This window comes from Fenollaria massiliensis (assembly GCF_000312505.2).
In the GTDB taxonomy this organism is placed as follows: Bacteria; Bacillota; Clostridia; order Tissierellales; family Peptoniphilaceae; genus Fenollaria; species Fenollaria massiliensis.
In genome coordinates, this window is record NZ_HG326224.1 from 99,516 (window position 1) to 117,665 (window position 18,150).

General features: G+C 31.1%; 13 protein-coding genes. 6 read left to right on the forward strand and 7 right to left on the reverse strand.

Features of this window, described 5'->3' with window-relative positions; translation table 11 throughout:
- The first annotated feature begins 61 nt into the window (after positions 1–61).
- The 5 genes from miaB to BN30_RS00545 are packed head-to-tail and all read left to right on the forward strand — an operon-like array spanning position 62 to position 8,117.
- Positions 62–1,420 carry a tRNA (N6-isopentenyl adenosine(37)-C2)-methylthiotransferase MiaB gene (gene miaB / locus BN30_RS00525; RefSeq protein ID WP_423219271.1) on the forward strand — a complete coding sequence of 453 codons (1,359 nt, stop codon included), beginning with the start codon at positions 62–64 and terminating at the stop codon, positions 1,418–1,420.
- Positions 1,407–3,947: a DNA mismatch repair protein MutS gene (gene mutS, locus BN30_RS00530; protein WP_019213574.1), complete on the forward strand. Its 2,541-nt coding sequence runs from the start codon at positions 1,407–1,409 to the stop codon at positions 3,945–3,947. Before miaB ends, mutS begins: the two co-directional genes overlap by 14 nt.
- Positions 3,948–5,900, forward strand: a complete 1,953-nt coding sequence (gene mutL / locus BN30_RS00535; RefSeq protein WP_019213575.1) for a DNA mismatch repair endonuclease MutL — start codon at positions 3,948–3,950, stop codon at positions 5,898–5,900.
- A complete protein-coding gene (gene miaA / locus BN30_RS00540; RefSeq protein WP_019213576.1) occupies positions 5,897–6,850 on the forward strand; it encodes a tRNA (adenosine(37)-N6)-dimethylallyltransferase MiaA in 954 nt (317 codons plus the stop codon). Before mutL ends, miaA begins: the two co-directional genes overlap by 4 nt.
- The gene (locus BN30_RS00545) at positions 6,843–8,117 is read left to right on the forward strand and encodes a methionine gamma-lyase family protein (protein ID WP_019213577.1); all 1,275 of its coding nucleotides are present in this window, start codon (positions 6,843–6,845) and stop codon (positions 8,115–8,117) included. Before miaA ends, BN30_RS00545 begins: the two co-directional genes overlap by 8 nt.
- Before the next feature lie 38 nt (positions 8,118–8,155).
- On the opposite strand, the gene BN30_RS00550 is transcribed toward BN30_RS00545, so the two are convergent.
- From BN30_RS00550 to BN30_RS08565, 5 genes are all read right to left on the reverse strand, one after another.
- Positions 8,156–9,130: a tyrosine recombinase XerC gene (locus tag BN30_RS00550; protein WP_019213578.1), complete on the reverse strand. Its 975-nt coding sequence runs from the start codon at positions 9,128–9,130 to the stop codon at positions 8,156–8,158.
- A gap of 218 nt (positions 9,131–9,348) precedes the next feature.
- Positions 9,349–10,899: a ribonuclease Y gene (gene rny, locus BN30_RS00555; RefSeq protein WP_019213579.1), complete on the reverse strand. Its 1,551-nt coding sequence runs from the start codon at positions 10,897–10,899 to the stop codon at positions 9,349–9,351.
- A 154-nt stretch (positions 10,900–11,053) separates the two neighbouring features.
- The gene (gene cls / locus BN30_RS00560) at positions 11,054–12,481 is read right to left on the reverse strand and encodes a cardiolipin synthase (protein WP_019213580.1); all 1,428 of its coding nucleotides are present in this window, start codon (positions 12,479–12,481) and stop codon (positions 11,054–11,056) included.
- 11 nt (positions 12,482–12,492) lie between these two features.
- Positions 12,493–14,319: a translational GTPase TypA gene (gene typA, locus BN30_RS00565; RefSeq protein WP_019213581.1), complete on the reverse strand. Its 1,827-nt coding sequence runs from the start codon at positions 14,317–14,319 to the stop codon at positions 12,493–12,495.
- Between the two features lie 60 nt (positions 14,320–14,379).
- The gene (locus tag BN30_RS08565) at positions 14,380–14,775 is read right to left on the reverse strand and encodes an ATP-binding protein (protein ID WP_019213582.1); all 396 of its coding nucleotides are present in this window, start codon (positions 14,773–14,775) and stop codon (positions 14,380–14,382) included.
- 110 nt (positions 14,776–14,885) lie between these two features.
- On the opposite strand from BN30_RS08565, the gene rd reads away from it, so the two are divergent.
- A complete protein-coding gene (rd, locus tag BN30_RS09760) occupies positions 14,886–15,044 on the forward strand; it encodes a rubredoxin (protein ID WP_019213583.1) in 159 nt (52 codons plus the stop codon).
- 125 nt (positions 15,045–15,169) lie between these two features.
- Here the strand turns inward: rd and yihA are convergent, their stop codons facing one another.
- Both yihA and lon read right to left on the reverse strand, forming a co-directional pair.
- Entirely contained in the window at positions 15,170–15,754 is a 585-nt protein-coding gene (yihA, locus tag BN30_RS00580; RefSeq protein WP_019213584.1) for a ribosome biogenesis GTP-binding protein YihA/YsxC, read from the reverse strand.
- Positions 15,747–18,131 (reverse strand): endopeptidase La, encoded by a 2,385-nt coding sequence (gene lon / locus BN30_RS08570; protein ID WP_019213585.1) that lies wholly within the window; start codon positions 18,129–18,131, stop codon positions 15,747–15,749. The genes yihA and lon overlap by 8 nt, the downstream gene beginning before the upstream one ends.
- Positions 18,132–18,150 lie beyond the last annotated feature (19 nt).

The window sequence follows — 18,150 nt, forward strand, 5'->3', positions numbered from 1 at the left end:
GCCTAGGCGTGCCTTTAATTAGTTAGGAGTTAGACAAATATTGAAAAGTATATCAAAATATATAAATGATTATCAAAATAAATACAATAAATCACCAAGTTTTATGATTAGAACTTATGGCTGCCAAATGAATGAACGCGACAGCGAATCTATAAGCTGGATTTTATCTAAAGAAGGTTTTGTAGAGACTAACAATATGGAGGATGCTGATATAGTCATATTCAATACCTGTGCTGTCAGACAAAACGCTGAAAATAAACTTATAGGTAATCTTGGCGATTTAAAGCATACAATGGAAGCTAAAAATTTAGAAAAGATTATCATGGTTTGCGGCTGTGTTATGGAAATCGACTCATCGAGACAATTCTTAGAAGATAAGTTCAAGCATGTAGATATCATATTTGGAACTAATTCCATTGCCATATTAGAAGATTTGCTTGAAGAGCATCTATCTACTAAAAAACAAGTTGTTAACATTGATTCCATTAATCTAAAGACAAGAGAAACAATTGGCCAAAATAGAAAATATAATTTCAAATCTTATGTCAATATTATGTATGGTTGCGATAATTTTTGTACATATTGCATTGTACCATACACAAGAGGCAGGGAAGTATCAAGAGACGCAAAAGATATAATCGCTGAAGTCAAGCATCTTGTTAATAGTGGCGTTAAAGAAGTGACTCTACTTGGACAAAATGTTAACTCTTATGGAAAAACTTTAGACCCTCAAATTTCTTTTGCTGAACTTATATATAAAATTGCTGATATAGATGGACTTGAAAGAATCAGATTCATGACATCACATCCTAAGGATATATCTAAAGAACTTATATATGCTTTTGATGAGATAGATAAGTTAATGCCATTTTTGCATATACCTGTGCAATCAGGCTCTGATAGAATACTTAAGCTTATGAACAGGAAGTATACTAGAGAAGATTATTTAGAAAAAATTGATATGATAAAGTCTCTAAAAAGAGATATAGCTTTATCGACAGACATCATCGTTGGATTTCCTGATGAAAGTGATACTGATTTTGATGATACCATTGATTTAATTAAAAGGGTAGGCTATGATCAAGCATTTACTTTTATATACTCAACTAGACCTGGTACTCTTGCTGCTAAGATGAAAAATCAAGTTCCTGATGATATTAAAAATGCAAGACTACAAAGACTTATTGAAGTGCAAAACGATATTAGCTTAGAAAAAAATAAAAAATATTTAGGTAAAACACTTAATGTATTAGTAGAAGGAACTTCTTCAAAAGATGACAATTTCTACTCAGGTAGATCTGAAGAGTTTAAATTAGTTAACTTTAAAGCTAATGAGAAAGACATTGGCAATATTGTTAAAGTAAAAATAAATGATGTTAAATCATTTTCTTTAAATGGTGAGAAAGTTGAAGATAGATAAAGACAAATTATCTCCTATGATGAAGGAGTATGTAGAACTTAAGGAAAAGAACCAAGATGCTATAGTTATGTATAGGATTGGTGATTTTTTTGAAATGTTTTTTGACGACGCAATTGAAGCGAGTGAAATGCTTGATTTAGTCTTAACAGGACGCGACTGCGGACTAGATGAGAGAGCTCCTATGTGCGGTGTGCCAGCTAAAGCAGTTGATTTTTATATCAATAAACTTGGTCAAATGAGTAAAAAAGTTGTTATAGTTGATCAAGTTGAGGACCCAAGACTAGCTCAAGGTCTTGTCAAAAGAGATATTGTTAAGATAGTTACGCCAGGCACTTCATCAAGCGGAGAAGAGCTTAATAAGTATATAATTTACCTTTATATTGACGACATGGGAGCATCCATCGTTAAATGTGATTATTTAACAGGTGATATCGATGCTCATGATTATAAGCTCAAGAGCAGCGTTTATGACATAGTTGACAGCATATTCAAGTATAATGTTGCCGAAGTTTTTATTAATGATGATTATCCAGAACTTGAAAACCTTATTAAGTATTTCGGTAAAAAGTCACTAGAATATGTAAAGACTTATAAGATTGATAATAATCTTGATGATATCATATCTATCTTAAAAGAAAATCACAATATAAATCTTAAGAAAAATGATTATAGAAAGATAATTGCTATATATTATCTTATATCTTATCTTGAATATACTCAAAAAAATGATTTGAAGCACTTTAAATTTGAAAATATCAATGATGATGTTAAAACCATGATTCTAGATGATCAAACTAGACTAAATCTTGAGATAGATTCATCGTACAATACTAAGTCAAAAACTTTATTTGATATACTTAATGATACCAAAACGGCTATGGGTCTTAGATATCTCAAAAATGCTATGCTTAAGCCACTTATTAACGCTAGTGATATAAACGAAAGACTTGATTTAGTAGAGTATTTTTATAAAAATGAAATAGAAATGACTGGTATTAGAAATTATCTTAAAAATATTCGTGACGTAGACAGAATTTCTAACAGAATCAATGAGATGACTGTTACAAAACAGGATATGCTAAGGCTTAAAGACTACATTATATATTCTGAAAATGCTGTAGCGCTTATAAAAGATGAAAATATTCGAAATAATTTTAAATTTTTTGCCTTAGATGACATAGTTAAGCTTATAGATATCGCTATAGATTCTATGGATAGTGACTATATAATTAAGCTTAATTACAATCAAGAGCTTGATAAATACAGAAGCCTTCAAAATGATTCTTTAAAGGAAATACTTTTACTTGAGGATAAAGATAGAAAAAATACTAAAATTAAAAATCTTAAGATAAAATACAATAAAATTCTTGGATATTTTTACGAAGTAACTAAATCAAATTTAAATATGGTTCCAGACTACTTTATTAAGAGAGCTACTCTTGTTAATAGTGAAAGATTTATTACCGAAGAGCTTAAGGCGCTTGAAACAGAGATACTTACAGCGAAAGATAAATTTGAATCGCTTGAAAAAGAGTTATTTAATGATATAAAGAATAAATTATTAGATAGCTTATCTAGAATAAAAAATTTAAGTGAAAAAATTGCTTATCTTGATTTTATAGTTAATCTTGCATATATTGCAAGAAAAAATAAATATGTAAGAGCAAGTATATCTGATGACAATCTTGTACTAAAAAATTCAAGACATCCTGTAATTGAAAAGAATCTCAAAGATACAGCCTTTATAGAGAACGATGCATACTTTGATACCAATAAGTATATAAAAGTCATCACAGGGCCAAATATGAGCGGTAAATCGACTTATATGAGGCAGATTGCAATATCTTTATATCTAAATCAAATAGGAAGCTTCGTTCCAGCGAGTGAAGCGAAACTACCTATTGTAGATAGGATATTTACTAGGATAGGTGCTTCAGATGATATATCAAGAGGTAACTCAACTTTTATGGTTGAGATGAAAGAAGTAAATGAAATATTAAAATTTGCTACAAAAGATAGTTTCATTGTTCTAGACGAAGTTGGTAGAGGTACTAGCACTAACGATGGTTTATCCATAGCCTTTGCAATACTTGAGTATATATCTAAGAAAATCAAGGCTAAAACAATTTTCAGTACTCATTACCACGAAATACCTCATTTAACTGAAGGCTTTAAAAATGTAGAGCAAATATCTATGGATATATTAGAAGATGGTGAAGATTTAATATTCTTAAGAAAGATAAAGAATGAAGCGCAAGATAAAAGCTACGGTATATATGTAGCAAAGCTTAGCGGTATCAATAATGACGTTATTTCAAGCGCTCAAGAGATGATGGATAGACTTGAATACCAAGACCTAAGTGTTAGAAAAAAAGAGAAAGAAAGTACAAATATTAGCTTAGATGAATACAAATACAGATCTTATGTAGATTCAATCAAAGCTATAAACATAAATTCAATGACTCCAATGGATGCTCTAAACGAGTTAAATAAGATAATTGAAAAAGCAAAAAAAATAGGTGATTAGATGATAAAAGTATTATCAAAAGAAACTGTTGATAAGATAGCTGCTGGCGAGGTTATAGAAAGACCAGTCTCAGTTGTCAAAGAACTTGTTGAAAATTCAATAGATGCTGGCGCTACAAATATAATTATCAAGATATATGATGGTGGAAAAAGAAAAATATCAATATCTGACAATGGCAGCGGTATAAACAGAGAAGATGTTAATCTAGCCTTTATTAAGCACTCTACAAGCAAAATCGAAAATGTTGATGATTTGTATAGGATACACACTATGGGCTTTAGAGGCGAAGCTTTAGCGAGCATCAAGGCCATAAGCAATGTTAGCTTGATAAGTAAGACTGAAGAAGAAGAGATTGGCTCTAAAATAAGCTTTTTTAATGGGAATAAAAGAATAGAAAATATATCCACCAATAAAGGCACATCAATCATTGTCGAAGATATCTTCTATAATATTCCTGCAAGAAAGAAGTTTTTGAAGAAAGATACTTATGAATCAAATCTTATAAATGATCTTCTTTATAAACTTGCTATAGCAAATCCAGCTATTGGCTTTAAATATATGAATAATGATAAGGTCATATTTGATTTATTTAGTAATCAAAGCTTATACGAAAGGATTAACAGTCTTTATGGCTATGATACAGCTATTAATATGAAAGAAGTTAATATTAATAGCGATAAATTTAAAATTAGAGGATATATTTCAAATAATCTTCTATATAGAAGCAATAAAAGGAATCAGCTTTTATATATAAATAATAGAACTGTTAGGAATGAAACTATCAATAAAGTAATAAACGAAGCGTATAAATCTACTATACCACTAAATAGATTTCCAGTCTTTTTCTTATTTATAGATATAGACCCAAGTATGCTTGATGTTAACATACATCCAGCTAAGACCGAAGTTAAGATACAAGATATGGATGAGCTACTAGTCTTATTAAACTCAAATCTAAAACGCATAATAAATAATGATGTTGAGCTTAAAATTGCCTTTTCAGATAAAAAAGATGAAAGGGAAGAGGAGACTAAGCTAAATATAGTAGAAAAAGATGAAGAAAAAAGTGATGATGCAGTAAGAATTACTTATGAAGAGGATATTAATGATATAGATAATACAAATTATGCTAAATCTAATGATAAAATATATGACGATGAATTTACTGAGGATGAAATTAATGATTTAGATGAAAATAATGCAGATATACCAGTTTTTGATGATGAAGAGTTCATAAATGACATAAATTTATTGCAAGATAGAAATAATAATATTAAAGAATCTAAACAAAATTATGAAGAGTTTTTAATATTTGATGACGAAACTAAAGAAGATAATAATAAAATACTTATGGACGATATCAATATACTTGACGCGTATAAGATAGAAGGCGTTTTGTTCAATACTTTTATACTGCTTTATGACTACAACAACGACTTCGTTGTTATGATTGATCAACATGCTGCTCACGAGAGAATACTATATGAAGAATTCACTGAAAAATTTAAGAATTCCAAAGTAAATTCACAGTTCATAGAAGGCGTATCTCCTGTAAAGCTAACTGTTAATGAAGAAGAAACAATAAAAGAAAATATGGCTCTACTTAATAAGTTTGGCTTTACTATAGATATATATCCTGATCATAATGTAGTTGTCAGAAGTATGCCTATAATATTTGGTGGTAATTATAGCTTAGACTTAATTAAAGATATCATCGGTATACTTGATAACGAAAAAACTAATATTTATGATTACAAAGTTGAAAAAATTATGAAGTATGCTTGTAAAAACGCTATCAAAGCTGGAGATAAGATATCAAATATTGAGATAGACAAGCTTATTGAAGACCTTAAAAAATGTAAGTATCCAACAACTTGTCCACACGGAAGACCAAGTATGGTTATACTAAAGAAGAATATGATTGAAAAGATGTTTTTTAGGATACAAGGATGAAAGAAAAAATTATAGTTATTTCAGGACCAACTGGTATTGGTAAATCAAAGGTAGCTGTTGAGCTTGCTAAAAAACTTGAAAATGCTGAGATAATTTCATCTGACTCTATGCAGATATATAAAGAAATGAGCATAGGTACTGCAAAAGTAACTGATGATGAGATGTCCGGTGTAAAACATCACATGATAGATGAAGTCAGCATTCATGATGATTTCTCAGTCTACGACTATCAAAAAAAGGCAAAAAAGCTTATTAGTGATATGAATAAACGAAGCACTATCCCTATAATTATAGGTGGAACTGGTCTATATATTAATTCTTTATTATATAAGCTTGATTTTAGCAGTGAAGCTGAAGATAAAGAACTTAGAGAAAAATTAAATAATGATGCAAATAAATATGGCAAGGAATATTTATATAATAAATTAAAAGAGCTAGATCCAGAATGCGCTGAAAAGCTTAGTATAAACGATACTTTTAGAATAATTAGAGCTTTGGAAGTTATATATAAGAGCGGCAATAAATACAGCGAAGAAAATAAAAATTTCAGAGAGCACAATGATGAATACGATAAGCTTATCTATATACTTCAAACAGATAGAGAGCTTTTATACGACAGAATAAATAAAAGAGTCGACAAAATGCTTGAAGCCGGACTTTTAAATGAAATTAAAAATATTATAAAGGACATGAGCCCGGATGAAATCGCTTCAAATAGAGCTCTTTTAGCTATTGGATATAAAGAACTTATAAGCTATTTGCAAGGTGAAATCACTTATGAAAGAGCTGTTGAACTGATTAAACAAAAATCAAGAAATTACGCAAAAAGACAATTAACATGGTTTAGACGTGAAAGCGAAGCTAATTTCATTGATATGAACTTTGATGATATAGAGCAAACAGTCAAAACAATATATAAAGATATTAAAAAAAGGTGGAAGAATGAATAATATTTACAAAAATTACGACTTATCTGATGCTGTCATAAATTTAGTTAATGATGCTTCTGATAATTTAAATGAAACATATAAAGAATATGAAAAAAATAAAGAGATCAATCAAATAAAAGTTATACATGCTATGCAAAAAAATAATCTGGCTGCATCAGACTTTTATTTTGCTACTGGTTACGGTTATGGTGACATCGGTAGAGATAAAATTGAAGAAATTTTTAAAGATATCTTTAATGCTGAAGATGCTTTAGTAAGAACTTCTATAGTTTCTGGTACTCACGCTATATATATAATGCTTTCTTCGGTTCTTAACCATGGAGATGAATTTATATACGTTACTGGAGCTCCTTATGACACTATACAAAAAAGTATAGGCTTAGTTGGAGATTTAAGGGACTCTTTAATGAAAAAAGGTATAATGTATAGCCAAGTGGAACTAAAAGGCGCTACGATCGATTTTGAGGCCTTAGAATTGAAAATCACAAAAAATACCAAAGCAATTGTTGTGCAAAGGTCAATTGGATATGAATTTAGAAAGGCAATCAATCTTCACGCAATAAAGAATGATATGCTTAAGTTTAAAGAGAAGCATCCAGACATTGTCATCATGTATGATAATTGTTATGGTGAATTTACAGATAGTATTGAACCAACAGATATGGGTGCGGACATCATAGCGGGATCACTTCTTAAAAATCTTGGCGCTGGCATAAGTTTAGGCGGCGGATATCTGGTTGGAAGAAAGGACCTTATTGAGCTAGCTGCAGACCGCTTATATGCACCAGGACTTGGTAAAGAGCTTGGCTTATCTTACGGCACGCTTAGAACAACACTACAAGGCTTATATATGTCGCCAAGAGTAGTTTGTGAGGCTCTTAAGACACAAAGTTTATTCTCTTATGTGTTTACAAAGCTTGGCTTTGAGTGCACTCCTGAGTTTAACGAGCACAAATCAGATATAGTTTGCGCAATAAAATTCAAAGACCCAGATATACTTATAAAGTTCTGTAAATCAATACAAAAAGCAGCTTGCGTTGACTCATTCTTAACACCAGAGCCTTGGGATATGCCAGGCTATGAGAACAAAATAATTATGGCATCAGGTAGCTTTATAGATGGCTCATCCATAGAGATATCTGCTGATGGCCCGATAAGAGAACCATATATCGCTTATTTTCAAGGATCAATGTCATTAGAGCAAGGTAAGCTTGGATTAATGATAGCCTTACAAGACCTAGTAGATGCAGGGAAGATATCATTATAATAAAAAAATACGAAAAAAATAAAAGTATTAGAGCAAATCTAATACTTTTTTCTATTGGCTAGTGGATTGTTTTCAATTGATTTCTTAAGAGTGCTATTGTCAAGATGTGTATATATCTGTGTTGTAGCAACTGATGTGTGGCCAAGAATCTCTTGAAGGGACCTTATATCAACCGAGCCATACTTATACATAAGGGTAGCGGCAGTATGTCTTAATTTGTGTACAGTGAACTTATTTTTATCAAGACCAGCCTCTAGTAAATACTTATCAAACATGTACTGAACAGCGCGATTTGACATACGAACCTTCTTTTGAGAGATGAAAAGGGCATGTTTATCGCTTTCTTTCACATCTTTTGGTCTCAATTCAATGTAATCCTTTATTGCACTAAAGGTAGCATCATTTAAATATAATTGTCTTTCTTTATTGCCTTTACCAACGACATTGATGTATCTATTCTCATTAATAGAGTCTAAATTAAGGCTAGTAAGCTCAGATATACGCAAGCCGCAGTTTAAAAACAGCATGATTATGGCATAGTCACGATTACGCATTTCATTATTTTCATTCTTCATTATAGTATTTAATAGCGTTTCGCATTGATTTAGAGTTAAATATATAGGTAGACGCTGATCAATCTTAGGCATTTCTAATTCATTTGCAACATTATTATCAATTAGATTAACCTTCATTAGATAAGCGTATAGAGCATGAACTACAGCAGCTTTTCTATATTTACCATAATTAGTATTATCAAGATCTTCATCAGCATAGGATATAAAAGCATATAGGTCATTAATTTGAAGCCTTTTAATATCATCAATAGTGACAGATGTATAATAATATTCATCGTTTTGATCTAAAATTTCTAGACGAATAGCGACAAAGTTAAGAAAAGATTTTAAGTCGTAGTAATAACTTTGGATAGTGTTAACGGACAAACCTTTAACTGATTTTAAATATCCTAAAAAGTCTTTAATATAGTTAGGATCATTTTTTTGTGTAATTGCCATATATTAGAGGCCCCTTTCGTTATTATGTGTTTATGTCACTAAATTTATATTTAGCGACATTTTATCCATTTCTATTATACCACCCTTTCTTATAAATGTCAACGCTTTTTTATCAAATTTTATAATTATAGATATTTACTTTTAGTATAAATTTATAATTTATTATTTAGACAAACAAAAAATGTGTAGACATTTCATCTACACATTTTATTTAAATACTATTTAGCGTAATCAGTACTTCTTGTTTCTCTAATGACAGTAACTTTTATTTGACCTGGATATTCCAAATTTTCTTCAATTTGTTTAGCAATATCGCGGCTCATTAAAAGCATTTTATCTTCATCTATAACTTCAGGTTTAACCATTATCCTAATTTCTCTACCAGCTTGTATAGCATAAGATTTTTCGATACCTTCGAATGAGTTTGCTATACCTTCTAGTGTTTCTAGTCTCTTGATGTATGATTCTAAGGTTTCTCTTCTAGCACCTGGTCTTGCAGCGGATATTGCATCTGCGGCTTGAACTATAACAGCTTCGACTGTTGTAGGTTCTTCATCACCATGGTGTGAACCGATAATGTTTAGAACTTCTTTGTTTTCCTTATATCTCTTGCAAGCATTTACACCTATTTCAACATGACTTCCTTCCATTTGTTGGTCAATGGATTTACCTATGTCATGAAGTAAACCTCCTCTTCTAGCAAGTCTTATGTCTGCTCCTAGCTCTTCTGCAATAGTTGCTGATATTTTAGCAACTTCTATAGAATGTTCTAGAACATTCTGACCATAACTTGTTCTAAATTTAAGTCTACCTAATAGTTTTACTAGCTCAGGATGTAAGTTACGTACACCAGCTTCGATAACGGCTCTTTCTCCTTCTTCTTTTATAACTGTCTCTACCTCGACCTTAGCTTTGTTGACCATCTCTTCAATCCTAGCTGGATGAATTCTTCCGTCAGCTATAAGTTTTTCCAAAGCAATTTTGCAAATCTCTCTTCTAATTGGGTCAAAACTTGATAATACTACTGCTTCCGGTGTATCGTCTATAATTAGATCTACTCCGGTTAAAGTTTCTAGTGTTCTTATATTTCTACCTTCTCTACCGATGATTCTTCCCTTCATCTCGTCATTTGGTAGGTTAACAACATTAACACTAACTTCAGTTACATAGTCAGATGCATTCTTTTGAATAGCATCTGCTATGATTTCTCTAGCATTCTTTTGTGCTTCTTCTTTTGCATCGTAAGTTGCTTGCCTAATATAAGCAGCACACTCGTGAGTCATTTCTTTCTTAACTTCATCCAAGATTATGTCTTTAGCCTCTTGAGTAGTCATTTTAGAAACGCGCTCAACTTCTTTTCTTCTTTCTTCAATTAATTGTTCAACTTCTTCTTCCTTCTTGCTTAATGAGTTCATCTTGTTTTTAAGTTGTTCTTCTTTCTTTTCATAAGATTGTGTTCTCTTATCAAGATTTTCTTCTTTGTTGATCAATCTTTTTTCCGATTTTTTCAGTTCGATTTCTTTTTCTTTTGCTTCTTTGTCGAGGTCATTTCTTAGTTTGTGAATTTCTTCTTTAGCGGATAGTATCTTTTCTTTTGCTTCTTGACTTGCCTTAGTCTTTGCTTCTTCGATAATTCTACTTGATTCAATTTCAGCGCTTTTAATCTTCTTTTCGCCTATAATCTTTCTAAGTATATATCCTATGATAGCTCCGATTACTATTGCAAGAAGAGCTGCAATCAATACTTCGCCTGATAAAAACTTATCCAAACTTAAAACACCTCCTATTAAATTTTATTGGTTTTAAGCATCACGCTTAAAGTTATTATACCACATATTCTTTATTTAAGCAAGGTTTTATATGATAAACATAGATATTTTTTATAGTTTAGTTAGTATTTATACAATAAAAAAGGACTATAAATTATAGTCCTGGTGATAATAATCTTGATATTGATTCCTTTATTCTAACGATTCTACTTCTCTTATTATACTTTTCAAGTGTTAATACAGATGATTTTTCAATATCTTTCAAAAACTGTTCGCTAAGTAGTTTATTTGTATTTTGATCATAGAATACTAGATTAGCTTCAAAATTTAGTGAAAAACTTCTAATATCAAAATTAGCTGTTCCAACTGTACATATATCATCATCTTTTATAACTTGCTTAGAATGTAAAAAACCGTTTTCATATTGATATACCTTGATGTTATCTTCTAATAGCTGTCCTACATGACTTAGTGTTGACCAATAAACAAAGATGTGATCAGGTTTATTTGGTATCATTATTCTAACATCAACGCCTGATAAAGCAGCTATCCTTATCGCCTCAAATATTGAATCATCTGGAATAAAATATGGACTTTGTATCCAAAGTCTAGTTTTTGCTGTACTTATCATTTTTAGATAAACGTTCTTTATGTTTTCAAACATTGAGTCTGGTCCTGACGTTACAAGCTGCATACTGTTTAAAGTCTTCTCATCATGGTCTTTATAATATTCTCCGTCAGCTTTAATTCCAGTTGCAAATCTATAATCAAAGTTAAACCTTCTTAAATACTCTTCAACTATATCCCCTGTTAGCCTAAAATGAGTATCTCTCCAGAAACCAAATTTTTTACTTTTGCTTATATATTCATTGCCAACGTTAAAACCGCCACTATATGCGATTTTACCATCTATTATAACTATCTTTCTATGATTTCTATAGTTAAATCTTGTTGTAAATTTAGAGAAGAACAATGGAAAGAATGAGTCAATCTGTCCTCCAAGCTTCTTAAATTCTCTAAAATACTTCTTTCTAATGCTTCTTGATCCAACAGCATCAACTAAGATTCTAACTTCTACCCCTTCTTTAAGCTTTTGATTTAGAAGATTGATAAACTTTCTTCCTAATTTATCTGTCTTAAAAATGTAATATTCTATATAAATATACTCTTGAGCCTTTATTACATCTTCGAATAAATCTTTAAATTTATCTTTTCCGTCAAAATAAAATTTTACATCATTATAATCAGTAAAAGTAGCATCGCATGTTGATAGGCACAAATTTATAAGCTCTTTTTGATCTGAATTTAAATCCTCAGACTTTGTAAGCGCAAAAAATTTCTTTTGATTTTCAACAATTCTTTTCTCTTTCTGATCAAGCATCATCTTTTCATCAAAAGTTTTCATTTTTCTGTAATCAAGGCCAAAGAACATATAAAGTATAAAGCCAACGAATGGCAAATACAGTAGTATCATTAACCATAGCCATGTCGACTTTATATTCTTTCTTTCCTTAAAAACAATAAACAATCCTAAAAGCAAGTTTAATATATAACCTATCAAAACTTGTAATGAGATATCCATCGCATTATCTCCTATTTCTTAGTATTCTTTGATTTGTACCTCTTATTAGTATCTAGTATTTTCTTTCTTATTCTTATAGACTTTGGAGTTACTTCGATTAGTTCGTCATCTTCGATAAATTCAAGCGCTTCTTCAAGTGATAGTACTCTTGGAGGGCTAAGTCTGATTGCATCATCAGAACCTGCAGCTCTTGTATTTGTCATTTGTTTTTTCTTAGTAACGTTAACTTCTATATCAAGGCCCTTTGGATTTTCTCCAACTACCATGCCTTCATAAACTTCAGTTTGTGGTCCAATAAATAGTATGCCTCTTCCTTGAGCTATATTTAGTCCATAGCTTGATGCTACACCAGTTTCAAAAGCAATAAGTGAGCCAGTTGTTCTTGTAGGTATCTCTCCCTTGTATGGCTCATATCCTAAAAAGATTGAGTTAATAATACCTTCTCCGTGTGTATCAGTCATAAACTCGCTTCTGTATCCAATTAAGCCTCTTGCAGGCATTTTGAATATAAGTCTTGAATATCCAGCTGAATTTTCTTTCATCTCTTGTAATTCAGCTTTTCTTCTTGATAATTTATCAATAACTGCTCCAACAAATTCTTCAGATACGTCTACAGTAACTTTTTCCATTGGCTCAAGTTTTTTGCCGTTCTCATCAGTTTTAAATAATACTTGTGGCTTTGATAATTGAAGCTCGTAATCTTCTCTTCTCATTGTTTCAACTAAAACTGATAAGTGAAGCTCCCCTCTTCCTGACACTTTAAATGCATCAGTTGAATCAGTTTCCTCAACTCTTAAGGATACATTTGATTGTAATTCTTTTTCAAGTCTTGCCTTTATTTGTCTTGATGTTACGTATTTGCCTTCTCTTCCTGCAAATGGTGAATCATTTACTATGAAGTTCATAGAGATAGTTGGTTCAGAGATTTTAACAAAGTCAAGGGCTTCTGGGCATTCAGGATCAGCTATAGTGTCGCCTATAGATATGTCTTCAATACCAGTAACTGCAACTATTGCCCCGCCTTTTTGCTCATTTGTTTCAACCTTATCAAGACCAATGAACTCATATAATTTACCTATCTTAACTTTTCTTTTCATTTCTGGATGAAGCTTATTGACTAAGACAGCCTCAGCACCATTTTTAATAGTACCTCTTTCAATTTTACCTATACCGATTCTACCTACATAGTCATTGTAATCGATAGTAGATATAAGTAATTGTAGTGGCTCTTCTTCATTTGATTCAGGAGCTGGTATATGCTCAATAATTGCATCGAATAAATCATCCATATTATCTTTTTCTATAGTAACTTGATTTGTAGCATACCCTTTTTTAGCTGATGCAAAGATAAATGGTGCTTCAAGTGCTTCGTCTTCAGCGCCTAATTCTATAAATAAATCTAAAACCTCATCAACAACTTCAACTGGTCTAGCTTCTGGTCTATCTATTTTGTTTATACAAACTATAACAGGTAGATTAAGTTCGAATGCCTTCTTTAATACAAATTTTGTTTGTGGCATAGGTCCTTCAAAAGCATCAACAACTAAAACAACACCATTAACCATCTTTAAAACTCTCTCTACTTCTCCTCCGAAGTCAGCATGGCCTGGTGTATCTATGATATTTATCTTTTTACCGTTATGTATAACGGCTGTATTTTTTGAAAGTATAGTAATTCCACGCTCTTTTTCAAGGTCGCCAGAGTCCATAACTCTGTCTTGTACGACTTGATTTTCTCTAAATGTACCTGATTGTCTAAGCATTTGGTCAACTAGGGTTGTTTTGCCATGGTCAACGTGAGCTATGATTGCTATATTTCTTAAATCTTCTCTTAACATATTATTCCTCCTAAACACTACCTTTTATTATAATACTTTTTTATAATAATTACAAGTATTTTAGCTCCTATGATCAATAAAGCTTGAAAAAATAGTGCACTTTATTCCATGGTCGAGTCTAGCCACTTTATCCGTCAAAGCCTCAACTATCTTAAGACCTCTTCCTCCTAGATTACAAACTTCTTTGTTTGAACAAATACTTAAAGTGCCAGCGCCTTCATCCTCTACTCTTAATTTGATAGTCTCATTATCTATTGATATGTATAGTTTAACCTTCTTATCCTTGCTGTATTGATTGCCATGTGATGCTGAATTTAACAAAAGCTCATTAAGAACAAGCCTAATGTTAAAAATCATTTCATTAGGCAGATACTCATATAGATTTTCTACTATCCTATCAACAAATACTTCAACACTCTCAATGTTTGAAGATACCGTTCCATAAAATTTATACATTATATCATTCCTCTACTAGTCTATTTATACCCGCTAAAATAAATTAATAACATATTGTTAGAAATAATATCTTTTGGGTATAAATATCTCGAAAGGAAGGAGGTAGCATTATGGACAAATACGAATGCGATGCATGCGGTTACGTTTATGATCCTGAAATAGGTGATCCAGACGGAGGTATAGCTCCAGGAACAGCTTTCGAAGACATCCCTGATGATTGGGTATGCCCAGTTTGCGGTGTTGGTAAAGACATGTTTACTAAAATGTAACTAAAATTTAAAAGCTGAAACGATTCGGTTTTTATCAATATGTACCTAGTACATAAAAAGGTCAGGCATTATTGCTTGACCTTTTTGCGTTATAAAAAAGACGATCAATACGATCGCCTTAATTATTAGATTATTTCCTCAAATTTATTTAAAACTTCTTTTACTCCCCTTTTATCTTGCGAGGAGAATGGTATTAAGCTATCCTTTTCAAGATTAATTAAAGATTTCTTAATAATGCTAATTTGTTTTAATATCTGTGATGATTTTAGTTTATCAAGCTTATTAGCAATGATGAGATAATCAGTACCTGTTGATTGAATATAATCATACATCATCAAATCTAATTTTGTTGGCTCATGCCTAACATCAATTATTTGACAGATTAAAGCAATATTTTGTGATTTAACAAGGTACTCTTCGATAATTTTCTTCCACTTTTCTCTTTCGCTCATCGATATCTTAGCATAACCATAGCCTGGAAGGTCAACAATTCTAAACATATTATCAATATTATAAAAGTTTATTGTTCTAGTCTTTCCTGGTGAAGATGATGTATATGCAAGTTTTTTTCTGTTAGTAAGAGCATTTATAAATGAGCTCTTTCCAACATTACTTCTGCCAACTAAAACGATTTCTTTAAGTCCATCTTTTGGATAACTTTTCTCATCAACAGCCATCCTCTCTAGGAATGGTTCATTAATCTTAAGCATCTTTATCACCATCTATAAATATAATTTTACTAAGTTCTTTAAAGTTATTAACGTAGTGTACATTTAAGCTTTCTTTAATATTTTTTGGAAGTTTTTCAAAGTCCTTTTTATTTTCCATTGGAAGTATAAGGTCTTTGATCTTCATTCTCTTAGCTGCAAGAGCCTTTTCTTTTAGCCCGCCAATTGCAAGTACGTTTCCTAAAAGTGTAATTTCGCCTGTCATTGCAAAATATCTGTTAATCTTTTGATCTGTAAGTGCAGATAATATCGCTGTAGTTATTGTAATACCAGCGCTTGGGCCATCCTTTGGTATGGCTCCTTCCGGAACGTGAACATGTATATCAAAGTCTTTAAACTTTTTCTTATCAATATTATAATATTCATAATTTGCCTTTAAGTAGCTAATGGCTAATTGACAAGATTCTTGCATAACTTTTCCAAGATTACCTGTAATATTTAATTTACCATCGCCCGGCATTAATTGCGCCTCTACGTTTATGGTATCGCCACCTACCCTAGTCCAAGCAAGACCCACAGCTTTACCAACACTATCTTGTTTGTCAACTAAGTTATATTCAAATATTGGTCCTTCTAATAATTTATCAACAGTTTTTACATCAACTTTTTTGATTAAATCATCTTCCATATATTTTTTATAAACTAATTTTCTAATTATAGATTGAACTTTTCTTTCAAGCTCTCTCACACCAGACTCTCTTGTGTAATTATCAATAAGTCTATAAAGTGCTTCATCTTCAAATTTTATCGCATCTTTATTTAGTCCAGCATTTTCTAAAGATTTTGGTACTAGATATTTTTTAGCTATATTAAGTTTTTCTTCGTCAGTATAGCCTTCTATCCTTATAATTTCAAGTCTATCTAATAAGGCTTCTGGTATAGTATCTAATGAATTTGCTGTTGTAATGAATAAAACTTCTGATAAGTCATAAGGAAGCTCTAAGTATCTATCAGTAAAATCACTATTTTGCGAGCTGTCAAGCACTTCTAGTAAGGCGCTTGATGGATCTCCTCTAAAATCTTGACCAATCTTATCAATTTCATCAAATAAAAATACTGGGTTCTTTGACTTAGCCTTCTTCATTAAAGAAATTATTCTTCCTGGCATAGATCCAACATAAGTTCTCATATGACCTCTTATATCTGCTTCATCTTTAATACCGCCAAGCGACATTCTAACAAAATTTCTATTCGTAGCATTTGCTATTGAATTAGCAATAGAAGTCTTTCCTACTCCTGGAGGACCAACAAAACATATAATTGATCCCTTTATAGCCTTCTTATTATTAAGTATTGCAAGGTACTCAAGTATCCTGTCCTTAACATCTTTTAAGCCATAGTGATCTCTGTCAAGGATTTCCTTAGCTAGTTTTAAATCTTTTGTATCCTTAGTTCTATTGTTCCAAGGAAGATCCTTAATTAGCTCAATATATTGAAGCGTTGAAGGATAATCGGGCGATGTAAGTGGTGTTTGCTCGAGCTTTTCTATCTCCTTGAAAGCCTTTTCCTCAACTTCTTTTGGAGCTTTTAGCTTTTTGATATCGTTTCTATAAACATCGAAAATATTTTTAGCTCCTGATTTATCAGCATTTAGTTCATTTTTAATAATTTTTAATTGTTCATGAAGGATGTAATCTTTTTGATTTTTGTCCATAGCATCTTTAGTTTTATCTTGCAGTGTTTTTAATACTTCTATAGTAACTATGGATTTATTTATAGTATCAATAACTATCTTAGTTCTTTCTTTTTTATCGTTTGCATTGATATATTCTTGAGTAATTTTTTTGTCAATATCAAGTCTTGAAAATATACTATCCAAAAATACATTATAATCTACAGTATTTGGCTCTATCCTGTCTTTACTTGATTGATTCTCCATAATCAAGGCATTTAACTTGTCAAGAGCACTTTTAACAACTCCAGAATATGTAATATTTTCAGGATTGTCAAATGAATAGTCATTCTCATCATTTAATTTTATAAGATGGCCATAAACAATGCCATCGCTCTTAAAAACATCACTTAAATAAACCTTAGAAAGAGTTCTAAAGTTCATCTTCATATATTTATTATTTGGAACTATGGATTCAATCTCAGCAAGTACACCAATTTCATATACAGACTTAGTACTAGATATAGTCTTTCTGTTTGCTTTTAGCTGATATACAGCAAAGATGCCATTAGTCTTTGATGCTTTAGCAATAGAATTTACCAAGTCTTCATTATCTAAATTTACACTGTAAAAGTTATTACTAACTAGATTTAAGTTCTCTATAGAAACGATTGGAGCCTTGATTCCATCTTCTCCATAGTCATCATCAAATGAAAAATTATCGATTATTTCTTCATAATTATCCATATCTTTCTCCTTTAATAAA